This window comes from Streptomyces mauvecolor, assembly GCF_039532965.1.
Taxonomy (GTDB): domain Bacteria; phylum Actinomycetota; class Actinomycetes; order Streptomycetales; family Streptomycetaceae; genus Streptomyces; species Streptomyces violascens.
On record NZ_BAAASQ010000004.1, the window covers coordinates 338,773 to 354,008 of the forward strand.

Annotated in this window: 9 protein-coding genes; 5 read left to right on the forward strand and 4 right to left on the reverse strand. The window is 71.6% G+C overall.

Annotation, left to right across the window (positions count from 1 at the left end; translation table 11 throughout):
* The first annotated feature begins 57 nt into the window (after nucleotides 1–57).
* From cynR to ABD346_RS04685, 5 genes are all read left to right on the forward strand, one after another.
* Nucleotides 58–954: a transcriptional regulator CynR gene (cynR, locus tag ABD346_RS04665; RefSeq protein WP_344371798.1), complete on the forward strand. Its 897-nt coding sequence runs from the start codon at nucleotides 58–60 to the stop codon at nucleotides 952–954.
* 208 nt (nucleotides 955–1,162) lie between these two features.
* Nucleotides 1,163–2,572, forward strand: coding sequence for an alpha-amylase (locus ABD346_RS04670; RefSeq protein ID WP_344371800.1), 1,410 nt, complete (start codon nucleotides 1,163–1,165; stop codon nucleotides 2,570–2,572).
* A 107-nt stretch (nucleotides 2,573–2,679) separates the two neighbouring features.
* Nucleotides 2,680–7,980, forward strand: a complete 5,301-nt coding sequence (pulA, locus tag ABD346_RS04675) for a pullulanase-type alpha-1,6-glucosidase (RefSeq protein WP_344371801.1) — start codon at nucleotides 2,680–2,682, stop codon at nucleotides 7,978–7,980.
* A gap of 90 nt (nucleotides 7,981–8,070) precedes the next feature.
* Nucleotides 8,071–10,104, forward strand: coding sequence for an ATP-binding protein (locus ABD346_RS04680; protein WP_344371803.1), 2,034 nt, complete (start codon nucleotides 8,071–8,073; stop codon nucleotides 10,102–10,104).
* Nucleotides 10,105–10,214: 110 nt separating this feature from the next.
* On the forward strand, nucleotides 10,215–11,828 hold the full coding sequence (locus ABD346_RS04685; RefSeq protein ID WP_344371806.1) for a SpoIIE family protein phosphatase: 1,614 nt from the start codon (nucleotides 10,215–10,217) through the stop codon (nucleotides 11,826–11,828).
* On the opposite strand, the gene ABD346_RS04690 is transcribed toward ABD346_RS04685, so the two are convergent.
* The 4 genes from ABD346_RS04690 to ABD346_RS04705 all read right to left on the reverse strand — a co-directional run bounded on the left by ABD346_RS04690 (nucleotide 11,794) and on the right by ABD346_RS04705 (nucleotide 15,183).
* The gene (locus tag ABD346_RS04690; RefSeq protein WP_344371808.1) at nucleotides 11,794–12,318 is read right to left on the reverse strand and encodes a GNAT family N-acetyltransferase; all 525 of its coding nucleotides are present in this window, start codon (nucleotides 12,316–12,318) and stop codon (nucleotides 11,794–11,796) included. The genes ABD346_RS04685 and ABD346_RS04690 overlap by 35 nt on opposite strands.
* 22 nt (nucleotides 12,319–12,340) lie before the next feature.
* Nucleotides 12,341–13,054, reverse strand: coding sequence for a TetR/AcrR family transcriptional regulator (locus tag ABD346_RS04695; RefSeq protein ID WP_344371810.1), 714 nt, complete (start codon nucleotides 13,052–13,054; stop codon nucleotides 12,341–12,343).
* A 175-nt stretch (nucleotides 13,055–13,229) separates the two neighbouring features.
* Nucleotides 13,230–14,294, reverse strand: a complete 1,065-nt coding sequence (locus ABD346_RS04700; RefSeq protein WP_344371812.1) for a PDR/VanB family oxidoreductase — start codon at nucleotides 14,292–14,294, stop codon at nucleotides 13,230–13,232.
* 1 nt (nucleotide 14,295) lies between these two features.
* Complete coding sequence (locus ABD346_RS04705; RefSeq protein ID WP_344371814.1) at nucleotides 14,296–15,183, reverse strand: metal-dependent hydrolase; 888 nt, start codon at nucleotides 15,181–15,183, stop codon at nucleotides 14,296–14,298.
* Between the last annotated feature and the right edge of the window lie 53 nt (nucleotides 15,184–15,236).

Sequence of the window (15,236 nt, forward strand, 5' to 3'; positions counted from 1 at the left end):
TATAGCGTCCAAGACGCAATTTCCATGACTGTTATCGATTCCATCTATAGTTGGGCCATGGCCCCGGAACTGCGTCATCTGCGCTACCTGCTCGCCGTCGCCGAGCACGGCAACTTCACCCGCGCCGCCGAAGAGCTGCGGATCTCCCAGCCCACCCTGTCCCAGCAGATCAAGCAGCTGGAGCGCACGGTCGGCGTGCAGCTCCTCGACCGCTCCGGGCGCGCGGTGCGGCTCACCGACGCGGGTGAGACCTACGCCCACTACGCGCGGAGTGCCCTACGGGACCTGGCTGCTGCCGAGCGTGCCGTGCTGGACACCGCCGACCTTTCGCGCGGCAGCCTGCGCCTCGCCGTGACCCCGACCTTCACCGCGTACCTCGTCGGGCCCCTCGTCGCCGAGCTGCACACCCGCCACCCCGGAATCGCCCTGGACGTACGGGAGTTGGCGCAGGACCGCATCGAGGCCGCTCTGCTCGCCGACGAGCTCGATCTCGGCATCGCCTTCGACGGGCCGCACCTGCCCGGCATCGAAGCGGCCGCCCTGTTCACCGAGACCCTCGGTCTGGTCGTCGGCGCCCCGGCCCCGGGGCACGGAGAGCTCGCGGTCCGGGATCTCGCCGAGCGTCAACTCGCCCTGCTCAGCGGCGACTTCGCCACCCGCGGTCACATCGACGCCTACCTCGGGCACCACCACGTCACCCCCCGCATTGCCGTCGAGGCCAACTCCATCCAGGCGCTGACCGAGATCGTCCGCCGCACCCCGCTCGCCACCGTCCTTCCCGACGCCGTCACGCACGACCACCCGCACCTCGCGCCCGTCGCACTGGACCCGCCGCTGCCCGCCCGCACGGTCGCCCTGCTGCGCCGCGAGAGCGCGTATCGCAGTGCCGCAGCCCGCGCGTTCACCCGGCTCACCCACGACCTCGTCCGCGCCCGCGGCTACGCCCCCGCCTGAGCCCCGCTCGCACCGCACTCGCACCCCGCTCACCTGCCGCGCAACTCCTTGCAGACGAGCAATCTCACGCTCCGGATTCTGCCCAAACCATTGACCTGATCCTTACGTCCTCCTACGGTCACCTGCTCAGAAGCGCTTTCAGTCTTGCAGCAAGAACATTCAAGCCACGCTGAATCGCCTCCCTCGGAGCCGCAGGAGGACCGCCCCCATGAAGCCCCCCAACCGCATACCAAGAACCGCAGCCGCTCTCGCCTTCGTCACGGCCGTCTCGGCGGCCTTCCTGGCCGCGCCCGGCGTCCCCACCGCCGTCGCCTCGGCCCCCGGTGACCGGGACGTCACCGCCGAGCTCTTCGAGTGGAAGTACGACTCGGTCGCCAAGGAGTGCAAGGACACCCTGGGCCCGGCCGGTTACGGCTACGTCGAGGTGTCGCCCGCCACCGAGCACGTCCAGGGCCCCCAGTGGTGGACCTCGTACCAGCCGGTCAGCTACAAGATCGCCGGCCGGCTCGGGGACCGCACGTCCTTCAAGAACATGGTCGACGCCTGCCACGCGGCCGGCGTGAAGGTCGTCGCGGACGCCGTCGTCAACCACATGGCGGCCGGTTCCGGCACCGGCACCGGCGGCTCCTCGTACACCAAGTACAACTACCCCGGGATCTACCAGTCCCAGGACATGGACGACTGCACCAGCCAGGTCAGCAACTACAGCGACCGCTGGAACGTGCAGCACTGCGAGCTGGTCGGGCTCGCCGACCTCGACACCAACGAGCCGTACGTCCGCAGCCGCATCGCCCAGTACCTCAACGACCTGCTCTCGCTCGGCGTCGACGGGCTGCGCATCGACGCGGCCAAGCACATCGCCACCGAGGACATCGCCGCCATCAAGGCCCAACTGACCAACCCCTCCGCCTACTTGAAGCAGGAAGTCATCTACGGGGCGGGCGAGGCGGTCCAGCCCACCGAGTACCTGCCGAACGGCGACGTCCAGGAGTTCCGGTACGGGCGCGACCTCAAGCGGGTCTTCACCTCCGAGAAACTCGCCTATCTGAAGAACTTCGGCGAGGGCTGGGGCTATCTGCCCAGCGCCCAGGCCGGGGTGTTCGTCGACAACTGGGACACCGAGCGCAACGGCTCCACCCTCACCTACAAGGACGGCGCGAACTACACCCTGGCCAACGTCTTCATGCTGGCCTGGCCCTACGGCTCGCCCGACGTCCACTCCGGTTACGAGTTCACCGACAACGACGCGGGCCCGCCGAACGGCGGCACCGTCAACGCCTGCTGGACGGACGGCTGGAAGTGCCAGCACAAGTGGCCCGAGATCCAGAGCATGGTCGCCTTCCACAACACCGCCCGCGGCCAGTCCGTCACCAACTGGTGGGACAACGGGAACAACCAGATCGCCTTCGGCCGCGGTTCCAAGGCGTACGTCGCCATCAACCACGAGTCGTCCGCGCTGACCCGCACCTTCCAGACCTCCCTTCCGGCCGGTGCGTACTGCGACGTGCAGAGCGGACGGGGCGTGACGGTCGACTCCTCCGGACAGTTCACCGCCACGCTCGGCGCCAACACCGCCCTTGCCCTACAGGTGGACTCCCGTACATGCGGCGGTAGTTGATCCCCTGAACCGGGCCGCCCGGCGCCCCCTCCCGTCCCGCCGGGCGCCGGGCGGCCCCGCCGTTCCACCCCGAATGCCGAGAACCCCGTACGACTGAGGAGCACCCGGTGATCCCCCTGCGAAGAACGGCCGTCGCGCTCGCGGCCGCCCTGTGTGCGGCGCTCGTGCCCGCGCTGCCCGCCACGGCCGCGCCGAAGCCGCCCGCGCCGCCCGGCGACGCGCGGCTCGCCGCCGAGCCGGCCCGGCACGACGCGACCCGGGAGCAGTTCTACTTCGTGCTCCCGGACCGGTTCGCCGACGGGGACACCTCGAACGATCGCGGTGGACTCACCGGCTCGCGGCTCGACACCGGGTACGACCCCACCGACAAGGGGTTCTACCAGGGTGGCGACCTCAAGGGCCTGACGCAGAAGCTCGACTACATCAAGGGGCTCGGGACCACCGCCATCTGGCTCGCCCCGATCTTCAAGAACAAGCCCGTGCAGGGCACCGGCAAGGACGCGTCCGCCGGGTACCACGGGTACTGGATCACCGACTTCACCCAGGTCGACCCGCACTTCGGCACCAACGCCGACCTCGCGAAGCTCATCGCGGGCGCCCACGCCAAGGGCATGAAGGTCTTCTTCGACGTCATCACCAACCACACCGCCGACACCGTCGACTACGCCGAGAAGCAGTACGGCTACCGCCCGAAGGGCGCCTACCCCTACCTCGACACCGGCGGCCGCCCCTTCGACGACCGTGCCGGAATGAAGAAGGTCGACTCCAGCTCCTTCCCCTACACGCCCGTCGTCAAGGAGAAGAAGGTCCCGGCCTGGTTGAACGACCCGACCATGTACCACAACCGGGGTGATTCGACCTTCGCCGGTGAGAGCGCCGAGTACGGCGACTTCTCCGGGCTCGACGACCTGTGGACCGAGCGGCCCGAGGTCGTCTCCGGCATGGAGCAGATCTACGAGAAGTGGGTCCACGACTTCGCCGTGGACGGCTTCCGCATCGACACCGTCAAGCACGTCGACCTGGACTTCTGGACCCAGTGGGCGACCGCGCTCGACGCGTACGCGAAGAAGCAGGGCCGGCCGGACTTCTTCATGTTCGGCGAGGTCTACTCCGCCGACCCCGCGATCACCTCCCCGTATGTCACCCGGGGCCGCCTGGACGCGACCCTCGACTTCCCCTTCCAGGACGCGGCCCGCCAGTACGCCTCCCAGGGCGCCCCGGCCACCAAGCTCGCCTCCCTCTTCGCCGACGACTACCGCTACACCACCGACAAGGCCAACGCCTACGAGCAGGTCACCTTCCTCGGCAACCACGACATGGGCCGCATCGGCACCTTCCTCAAGCAGGACCACCCGGGAGCGAGCGACGCCGAACTGCTCCAGCGCGACCGGCTCGCCAACGAGCTGATGTTCTTCAGCCGGGGCAACCCGGTCGTCTACTACGGCGACGAACAGGGCTTCACCGGCGCGGGCGGCGACAAGGACGCCCGCCAGACGATGTTCGCCTCGAAGGTCCCCGACTACCTGGACGACGACGAGCTGGGCACCGACCGCACCCACGCCTCGGACGCCTACGACCCCACGCACCCGCTCTACCGCACCATCGCCGACCTGTCCCGCCTCACCAAGGCCAACCCGGCGCTGCGCGACGGCGTCCAGACCGAGCGCTACGCCAAGGACTCCGTCTACGCCTTCTCGCGTACGGACGCCAAGACGCGCACCGAGTACCTGGTGGCCGTGAACAACGCCACCGGGCCGAAGACGGTCTCCGTGCCCACCGGTTCGGCCGATGCCGACTTCGGTGTGCTGTACGGGGGGTCGGGTTCGGTACGCAGCCGATCGGACGCCACCGTCGAGGTGACGGTGCCCGCGCTGTCCTCCCTCGTCCTGAAGGCGGCGGCCCCGCTGCCCGCGCCCGCCGCCGAGCCGACGATCACCCTGAAGGCTCCCGCGCCAGGCGCCACCGGCACCGTGGAGGTCTCCGCCGACGTCGGCGGCGGACAGCTCGACCGGGTCGTCTTCGCCGCGCAGAGCGGCAACGGAAAGTGGCAGACGCTCGGCTCCGCCGACCACGCCCCCTACAAAGTCACCCAGTACCTGGACCTGGCCGCCGGAACTCCCGTGCGCTACAAGGCAGTTGTGCTGGACAGCAGCGGACGGACCGCGAGCGCGCTCGCCTCCACGACGGCGGGGCAGAACCCGCCGCCCGCCAAGCCCACGGCCGTCGCGCGGGACTACGCCGTCGTGCACTACCGGCGCCCGGCCGGGGACTACGACGGCTGGCAGCTGAAGGCCGACGGCCAGAGCGCCGCCTTCACCGGGCGTGACGCCTACGGCGCCTTCGCCTGGATCAAGCTCCCGCAGGGCGCCGGATCGCTCGCGTACACCGTCGCCAAGGGCGACACCGCCGACGGGCCGCAGCGCACCGTCGACCTCGGCCGCACCGGTGAGGTGTGGGTGGAGCAGGGCAAGGACGGCCAGTCCGAGCAGGCACCGCCCGGCGCCCACCCGCCGCAGGACAAGTCCAAGGTGGTCCTGCACTACTCCCGCCCCGACGGCGACTACGACGGCTGGGGCCTGCACACCTGGACCGGCGCCGCCTCGCCCACCGACTGGTCCAAGCCGCTGATGCCGGCCGGCCGCGACGCGTACGGGCTCACCTTCGAGGTGCCGCTCGCCCAGGGCGCGACCTCGCTGAGCTACATCCTGCACAAGGGCGACCAGAAGGACCTCCCCGACGACCAGTCCCTCGACCTCGCCACCTACGGCAACGAGGTCTGGCTGCTAGCCGGTCAACCCAAGTACCTTCTGCCGCAGGCGAGTTCGGGTGTCTCGCTCGACCTCGGCAAGTCCGAGGCGCAGTGGATCGACCGGAACACCGTCGTCTGGAAGGTGAAGGCGACCGACGCGACCAGCGAGCAGCTGGTGTACGCGCCGGGCGGCGGCATCACCGTCAAGGACGGCGCGCTCTCGGACGAGGGCCAGTGGCTGCGGCTCACGCCTTCCGCGCTGAGTGACGCGCAGAAGGCCAGGTTCCCGCAGCTCAAGGACTATCCGGCGTTCACCGTGGACGCCCGCGACCGGGCCCGTGTCCGCGAGTCCCTCAAGGGCCAGATCGTCGCGACCCAGCGGGCCGCGAACGGGGCGCTGCTCGCCGCGACCGGCGTCCAGACCCAGGGCATTCTCGACGACCTGTACAGCGGCGCCGCCGGGAAGGCCGCTCTCGGCCCGGTCTTCGACCGCGGCCGTCCCACCTTGTCCCTGTGGGCGCCGACCGCACAGCAGGTCTCCCTCGAACTCGACGGGCGAACGCTTGCGATGCGCCGCGACGACACCTCCGGCGTCTGGTCGGTGACCGGGCCCGCGTCCTGGTCGGGCAAGCCGTACCGGTACGCCGTGAAGGTGTGGGCGCCGAGCGTGCAGAAGGTCGTGACCAACCTGGTCACCGACCCGTACTCGACCGCCCTCACCGCCGACTCGGCCCGCAGCCTGGTCGTCGACCTCTCCGACCCGAAGCTCGCCCCCAGGGGCTGGGCCACGCTCAAGAAGCCGGCCGCCGTGCCGCTGCGCGACGCCCGGATCCAGGAGCTGCACATCCGCGACTTCTCCATCGCGGACCCCACCTCGCACCACCCCGGCCAGTACCTGGCCTTCACCGACACCGGCTCCGACGGCATGAAGCACCTGGCCCAGCTCGCCAAGTCCGGCACCTCCTACGTCCATCTGCTGCCTGCCTTCGACATCGCCGGGATCCCCGAGAAGAAGTCCGAACAGACCACGCCCACCTGCGACTTGAAGGTGTACGCGCCCGACTCAGAGGAGCAGCAGGCCTGCGTCGCCAAGGCGGCCGCGAAGGACGCGTACAACTGGGGTTACGACCCGCTGCACTACACCGTCCCCGAGGGCTCCTACGCCAGCGATCCCGACGGGACCCGCCGCACGGTCGAGTTCCGGCAGATGGTGCAGGGGCTCGGCAATGCCGGGCTGCGCACCGTCATGGACGTCGTCTACAACCACACCGCCGCGAGCGGGCAGGCCGACGACTCGGTGCTCGACAAGATCGTGCCGGGTTACTACCAGCGGCTGATGCCCGACGGCAGCGTCGCCGACTCCACCTGCTGCGCCAACACCGCGCCCGAGAACGCCATGATGGGCAAGCTCGTCGTCGACTCGGTGGTGACCTGGGCCAAGCAGTACAAGGTCGACGGGTTCCGCTTCGACCTCATGGGCCACCACCCGAAGGCCAACATCCTGGCCGTGCGCAAGGCGCTCGACGCGCTGACGCCCGCGAGGGACGGCGTCGACGGCAAGAAGATCATCATGTACGGCGAGGGCTGGAACTTCGGCGAGGTCGCCGACGACGCCCGCTTCGTGCAGGCCACCCAGAAGAACATGGCGGGCACCGGCATCGCCACGTTCTCCGACCGGGCCCGCGACGCGGTGCGCGGCGGAGGACCCTTCGACGCCGACCCGGGTGTCCAGGGCTTCGCCTCCGGCCTCTACACCGACCCCAACTCCTCGACGGCGAACGGCACTCCGGCCGAGCAGAAGGCCCGCCTCCTGCACTACCAGGACCTCCTCAAGGTGGGCCTGACCGGCAACCTCGCCGCGTACACCTTCACCGACAGCTCCGGCCGCAGCGTCAAGGGCTCCGAGGTCGACTACAACGGCGCTCCGGCGGGCTACGCGGCAGCGCCGGGCGACGCCCTCGCCTACGCCGACGCCCACGACAACGAGTCGCTGTACGACGCGCTCGCCTACAAGCTGCCCGCCCGTACATCGGCCGCCGACCGCTCCCGCATGCAGGTCCTCGCCCTCGCGACCGCGGCCCTCTCGCAGGGTCCGGCCCTGTCCCAGGCGGGCAGCGACCTGCTGCGCTCGAAGTCGCTCGACCGCAACTCGTTCAACAGCGGTGACTGGTTCAACGCGCTGCACTGGGACTGCCGGGCGGGCAACGGGTTCGGGCGCGGCCTTCCCATGGCGGCCGACAACCAGTCCAAGTGGCCCTACGCCAAGCCCCTGTTGACGAATCCGTCGCTGACCCCGGGCTGCGCCCAGATCAACGGGACCTCGGCCGCCTACCAGGACCTCCTCGCCATCCGGGGCAGCGAGAGCGCGTTCGGGCTCGCCACCGCGGACCAGGTCCAGTCGGCGCTCTCGTTCCCGCTGTCCGGCACGGGCGAGACCCCGGGCGTGATCACCATGCGGCTGGGCCCGCTGGTCGTCGTCTTCAACGCGACCCCCGAGGCCCGGACGCAGCGCGTGTCGGCCCTCGCGGGCACCGCGTACGCGCTGCACCCGCGCCAGGCGGCCGGGGCCGACCCGGTCGTGAAGACGGCCACATACGATCAGAGTTCGGGGAGCTTCACAGTCCCGGCCCGTACCGTTGCGGTCTTCAAGCAACACTGAACCGATCATTCCGGGTCGTTCGGTGACCTGATTCGGTTGTTCCCCGCCGCGGGTTGAGTCGATGACCGCACTGTGGTCCAGACTGTGCCCGTGGTGGGGAATCTTCCTGCGGAGAGCACGAGTTTCATCGGTCGGTCGGTCGAACTGACCACCCTGGACGGCCTCCTCGAACAGCATCGGCTCGTCACCGTCACGGGACCCGGCGGGGTCGGAAAATCCCGGCTCGCGCTGCGGACCGCCCGGCGGATCGAGGGCCGCTACCCCGACGGGGTCTGGTGGGTGGAGCTGTCGCCGCTGCGGGACCGGAACTTACTCGCAGCCACCGTCGCCGACGCCTTCGACGTCTTCGACCAGAGCCTGCGCACCGCCTGCGAGGCGCTCTGCTCCTGGCTCGCCGACAAACGTCCGCTCCTGGTGCTCGACACCTGCGAGCACCTGATCAGCGCCTGCGGCCATCTGATCGGCGAACTCCTCCAGACCTCGCCGGGGCTCACCGTCCTCGCCACCAGCCGGCAACCGCTCGGCCGGCCGCAGGAACGTGTCTTCCCCCTGGAGCCGCTGGCCGTCGCCGGGGAGGCGCTCACCCTGTTCAAGGAGCGCGCCACCGAGGCCGTGCCCCACCTCAGCTTCGCCGACCCGGCCCGCGAGGCCGCGGCCGCCGACGTCTGCCGGCGCCTCGACGGGATCCCGCTCGCCCTCGAACTCGCGGGCGCCCGGCTCCGGTTGTGGTCGGTCGAACAGCTCGCCACCCGGCTCGGCTCCCGCTTCGAGGTGCTCGCCGACACCCGCGTCGCGGCCCTGCCCCGCCACCAGACGATGCGCACCGCCATCGGCTGGAGCCACGAGCTGTGCGAACCGCTGGAACGGCTCCTGTGGGCCCGGCTCTCCGTGTTCGCGGGCGAGTTCGACCTCGCCGCCGCCCAGCACATCGGCGCGGGCGGCCCGCTGCCCGCGTGCGCCGTCGAGCAGGTGCTGGCCGGTCTCATCGACAAATCCGTCGTACGCACCCGGCTCGAACCATCCGGCCGCTTCGGCCACCGCATGCTGGACACCATCCGCGAGTACGGCCTGCGCTGGCTCGACGAACTCGGCGAGACCCCCGAGGTCGCCGACCGGCACGCCCGCCGCTTCCGCCGGATCGCCCACGAGGCCGACCGGGCCTGGATGGGGCCCGGGCAGCTCGACTGGTACGTACGCCTGGAGGCCGAGCACGCCGATCTGCGCACCGCGCTCGAACACCTCCTCGCGACCGACCCCGAGGCGGCCCTCGACATGGCGGGCTCGCTCTGGTTCGTCTGGTTCTGCTGCGGCCGCCTGCGCGAGGGCCGCGGCTACCTCCAGCGCGCCCTGGACGGCTGCCCGGGCCCCGGACCGTACCGGGCCACCGCCGTGTGGGCGCTCGGCATGTGCGCCTTCCTGCAGGGCGACTTCGTGATGGCGCACCGGCTCGGCGAGGAGTGCGCCCGGACCGCCACCGACCCCGAACTCCGGCTGCGCGCCGCCTACTTGTACGGCGGCAGCGTCCTGATGCCCGGCGACCCCGAACGGGCCCTCGGCATCCTCGACCCGGCCCTCGCCCAGGACACCGGCTTCTCGGCCGGCCGCGTACTGTGCGCGCTCGCCCGGATCTACGCCCTCACCAACCTGGCCCGCCACACCGAGGCGTCCGCCGAAGCCGTGCTGCTTCGCGACGAGTGCGCCGCGCGGGGCGAGCGCTGGATGCGGGCGTACGCCGACTACATGCTGGCGGCGAACGCGCTCGCCCTGGACCGGCCCGCCGAGGCCGCCGCCCACGCCCGCGCCATGCTCGCCGGCAAGCGCCTCCTGCACGACAGCTTCGGCATCGCCATCGGCCTCGACCTGCTGGCCTGCGCGGTCACCGCCCAGGGCGAAGGCGAGGACGGCGCCCTGTTCCTCGGCGTCGGCCAGGAGTGCTGGCGCACCGTCGGCAAGGCGCAGATGGGCGCGCCCGAGCTGACCGCCGTGCGCGAGCAGTGCGAGCGCCGGGCGCGCGCCGCGCTCGGCGACGGGGCGTACGACTCGGCCTTCGGCCGCGGCGTGGCCACCGGCCTCGACGACGGGCTCGCACTGGCCCTCAAGGGTGGTTTGCCGGACGGGAGTTGACGAAAGCCGCATGCGGCCGCCCCTGTCCGAGATGCGGCGCTACGGTGGGGGACGGGCCGGTACCGCGGAGCGACACGCTTTGACCGGCGGGCCTTCGGAGACGATCGGCGGTGAGTACGACGATGTCCGCGACCTGTGACACGACCGTCCTGGTGGTCGACGACGTCGACGCCAACCGTTGCGCCATGGGAGCCGTGCTCAGCCGCGCGGGCCACCGCGTCGTGTCGCTCGCCACCGCCTCGGCCGCGCTCATCGAACTCGACACCCGGCTGCGCGCGGGAGCGCTGCCCGACGCCGCCCTCGTCGACGTGGGCCTGCCCGACCTGGACGGCTTCGAGCTGTGCCGCCGCATCAAGTCCCACCCCGGCATAGCGCCCATGCCCGTCGTGCACTTCTCGGCCGCCTCCATCACCCCGCACGACCGCAGCCGGGGCCTGGACGCGGGCGCCGAGGCCTATCTCACCGTGCCGGTCGAGCCCGAGGAGATCCAGGCCGTCATCCGGGCCGCGCTGCGCGGCGCCCGGCTGCGCCACGAATCGGCCGCCCTGGCCGGCCGGCTCAGCCGCCTCGCCGAGGCGACCGCCGCCCTGCACCTGGCGCGCTGCCCGCAGGAACTCGCCGATGCGGCCGCGGCCGCAGCCATGCCGCTCACCTCGGGCCCGGTCACCGCCTTCGTGTTCGGCACCGACGCCTTCCTCCACGCGGGCGGCGCGGCCCGCCCGGCCCGGGCCACCGGGATCCCCGCGCTCGCCGTGCTGCTCCGCCGCGCCATGGCGGGCTGCACCGGCGTACGTTCCGTGCTCGCCCCGGCCCCGCTGTGGCTGCCGGAACTCTTCGGCATCGAAGGGGCCCGCCTGGTGCTCGCCCGCAGCCAGGCCGACCAGCCGCCCGTCTGCCTCGCCGTCCCGGCCCGGCTGCCGTACGGCCAGGAGACCGAGGAACTGCTCTCCCGGCTCGCCCAGTCCCTGGCCGTCGCCGCGGAATCCCTGCGCACCTACGCGGAGGAACGCCACATCGCGCTCACCCTGCAACGCAGCTTCCTGCCGCAGAGCGCACCCCGGCTGCCCGGCGCCGACATCGCCCTGCGCTACGTCCCCGCCTCCAGCCGCGCCGAGATCGGCGGCGACTTCTACACCGCGCTCAGCACGCCCGCGGGACTCCTCGTCGGCGTCGGCGACGTCGTCGGGCACTCCCTGGACGCGGCCACCGTCATGGTCGAACTCCGCCATGCCCTGCGCGCGTACGCCACCGACGACCACGAACCGGCCGCCCTGGTCCGGCGCCTGGACCGGATGCTCCAGCTCTACCACCCCGAGGCCACCGCGACCCTGTGCCTGGCCCTCATCGACCCGGACACCGGCGAGACCCGCATCGCGGGCGCCGGACACCTCCCGCCACTGCTCCTGCCCCACCGGGGCGAGGCCTCATTCGTCGAGACGCGGGGCCCGCTGCTCGGCCTCGGCCTGCGTCACCCGCCCTCGACCCGGCTCCAACTGGGGCCCCGCGACGGCCTGTTGATGGTGACGGACGGCCTCATCGAGCGCCGCGGCACCGACCTCGCGGACTCACTGGAAGGCCTCAGGCGCACGGCGGCGGCCGCCCCGCCCGGCACCGAGGCGCTCTGCGACACCCTGCTCGACCGCTTCGGCGACGACCTGGAGGACGACGTGGCCCTGCTGGCCCTGCGCCTCAGCGCGGACCGAGGGCCTTCTCCCACAGCGTGACCGCGTACGGGCTGCCGCCTTCGCCGTCCGTCTTCCCCGTCTGCTCGCCGACCCTCGTGTAACCGATGCTCCGGTAGTAGCGGAGCAGCCCCGGGTTGTCGGAGCGGCAGTCCAGGCGGCACAGCGCGCGGCCGCTCGCGGCGATCCGCTCCTCCGCGTGGGTCAGCAGAGCCCGCCCCGTGCCGGCGGGCGCGGCCGCGCGGTCCACCATCAGGCGGTGCACATAACCGGCCACTGGCGGCTGCGGACCCCAGGCGGGCTCGTCCTGCCACCACAACTCGTACGCCCCGACGACTTCGCCGCCGGCGGTGCGGGCGAGCCACACCTCGCCCTCCTCCATGCGCAGCCGGAAGTGCTCGGCGTCCTTGCCGCCGGGCTGCCACTGGTCGATGCCGTTGTCGAGCATCCAGCGCGCGGCACCGTCGTACAGCGAGGTCAGCGCGGGCACATCGGAGTCGTCGGCGAGGTCGAGGACGAGTTCGGACGTCATGCCGTCGATCATGCCGCAGGGCTCACCCCACGCGTGGCGCGGGGACCAGCGGGAGCAGGGCGCCCAGCCGGTCCACCAGCTCGCCGAACGGGCCGTCGGCGGGTTCGTGCGCCAGCATGGGCAGCACGATCGCGGCCATCTCCGGGTCGTAGGCGGCGCTCACCGCGGCGAGCGCCGCGAAGTCGTGCACCAGCTGCAACTCCAGCTCGCCGCGCGGAATCCGCCGCCCGTCCAGCCAGATCAGCGCCGTCGACTCGGCGAGCGAGACCCAGGACCGTACGACCAACTCCAGCCTGGCGGGCGGCTGTTGGACCCCGAGGTGCGCCAGGATCTGGAGGTAGGCGGCGTTGCGCACCTCGTCGATCATGGCGTTCGCGGTGGACGAGCCGACCGCGGGGCCGCCCCGCATCAGCGCGGAGAAGCCGGGCCCGTGCTCGTCGACGAAGTCGAAGAACCGGCCCATCACCCGCAGCAGCCGGGCGCCGAGCGGGCCCTCGTGGGGCTCCATGAACCGGCCCGCGAGCTCGTCCGCGGCCCGGCGCAGCGCGGCCTCGTACAGGCTCTGCTTGCCGGGGAAGTAGTGATACACCAGCGGCCGCGATATCCCCGCGGCCGCCGCTATCTCGTCGATGGACACCTCGTCGGGCGAGCGGTGGCTGAACAGCTCCAGGGCGACCCCGATCAACTGCTGCCTGCGCTCGTCGACGCCCATCCTGCGCCGTACCCCGGTCGTCATGCGAACAGAGTACCTAGGGGGTGGCCGCCAAGGCAGGCCGGGCTCGCGGGGTCTGGCACGCACATCTGCGGCGTTGTCGTCACTCGCCATGGCTCCGCCATGACTCCCTCCTCCGCCTTGCAGCTGCACGCACCAGACCCCGCTCCCTGACCCGGCCTGTCTTGGCGGCCACCCCCTATACGTCGAGCACCAGCTTCTTGCCGAGGCACCTCGATACACAGATCAGCATCGAGCCGTCGCGCTCCGCGTCCGTGAGCAGCTCGTCGCGGTGGTCGATCTCGCCCTCCAGGACCCGCTGTTGGCAGGTCCCGCAGAAACCCTGCTCGCAGGAGTACGAGACGCCCGGCAGCTCCTCGCGCACGGCGGCGAGCAGCGACTTGTCCGCCGGAACGGCCAGTGTGCGCCCCGAGCGGCGCAGCTCGACCTCGAAGGCGGCGCCCGCCGGGGCCGCGCCGGGCGCGAACCGCTCCAGGTGCGGGGTGCGCCCGGGGCCGAGCACGGCGGTGACCGCGTCCATCAGCGGATCGGGCCCGCAGCAGTAAACGGCCGCGTCGGCAGGGGAGTCGGCGAGGAAGGAGGCGAGATCCGGCAGTCCCGACTCGTCCTGCGGGACGACGGTGACCCGCCCGCCCAGCTTCTCGATCTCGTCGAGGAAGGGCATGGTGGCCCGCGAGCGGCCGCCGTACAGCAGCCGCCAGTCGGCGCCGGAGGCCTCAACTGCCTTGATCATGGGGAGAACGGGCGTGATCCCGATGCCGCCCGCGACGAACACGTACGCAGGGCTCGTCACCAGCGGGAAGCGGTTGCGCGGCCCGCGCACCGACAGCTCGGCCCCCTCCTGGAGCTGCTCGTGCACCTCGCGCGAGCCGCCCCGGCCGTCCTCGATGAGGCGCGTCGCGACGGTGTACGAGGCGCGGTCGGCCGGGTCGCCGCAGAGCGAGTACTGCCGTACGAGACCGGACGGCAGCACCAGATCGAGGTGCGCGCCGGGCTCCCAGGCGGGCAGCTCGCAGCCGTCCAGGGCCGCAAGGCGCAGCCGTACGACGCCTTCGGCGGGCTCGGTGCGCTCGGTGACGGCCAGCTTCAGGGTGATGGTGGAGCGCCGGGTGCCGCGCCCCGAGACGGGCTCCTCCAGGGCGGGCATCGGCCACAGGGGCGAGGCGGCGATGCGGCGGCGCAGTGCCCGCCGGGTGAGCAGCGCGGCCCCGGCGGCCAGGGCGAACGTGGTGGCACGGCGCATGTCAGCGGCCTCCGTTGGCGCCGGGGGAGGAGGCGAGGTAGGCCACGGCCTGGGCGGTGCTGCCCTCCTGGGAGGGGTGGTAGGTGCGGCTGAGATAGCGCGGGATGGACTTGAGCATGGCGGGGGTGGAGGGCAGCATCCCCTTCTTGCCGGCCCGGTAGAACGCGCCGAGGCTCGCCCTGCCGACCGTCGGCGTCGGGTCGTTGTCCATGAAGAAGCGGGCCCCGCGCTGCCACAGGAAGGCGAGCGCGGTGAACGCGGTCGCCCAGGTGCGCACCCGGCGCCGGTAGCCGCCGTCGACATGCATGAACAGCTCGAACGCCACCGACCGGTGCTCGACCTCCTCGGCGCCGTGCCAGCGCAGCAGGTCCAGCATCATCGGGTCGGCGCCGCGCCGGTCGAGCGTCTCGGCGTTGAGGATCCAGTTGCCGAGGAACGCGGTGTAGTGCTCGATCGCCGCGATGGTGGCGACCCGCTCCATCAGCCACCACTCGCGCGCCCTGCCCGGCGGCAGGGTCCGGTCGCCGAGCAGCTTCTCGAAGAGCCAGTCCACCTGCGCGGTGTACGGCGTCGGGTCGAGACCGAGCTTCTTCAGATGGGGCAGTACGTCGTCGTGCGCGGCGGAGTGCATCGCCTCCTGCCCGATGAAGCCGATGACGTCCTCGCGCAGCCGGTCGTCCGTGATGTACGGCAGGACCTGCTTGTACACATGCACGAACCAGCGCTCACCGGCCGGCAGCAACAGGTGCAGCACATTGATGGTGTGGCCGGTGAACGGGTCGCCGGGTATCCAGTGGAGGGGGGTCTTCTCCCACTCGAACGAGACGTTCCGGGCCTTGAGCTCGATGCGCTCCTCCGCGACCGGAGCGGGCTGCGGCGTATTAGACATGGCGTCAATGTACTGACGGGTACGCCGCAGCGACAGGGGTGCGCACCGGATTG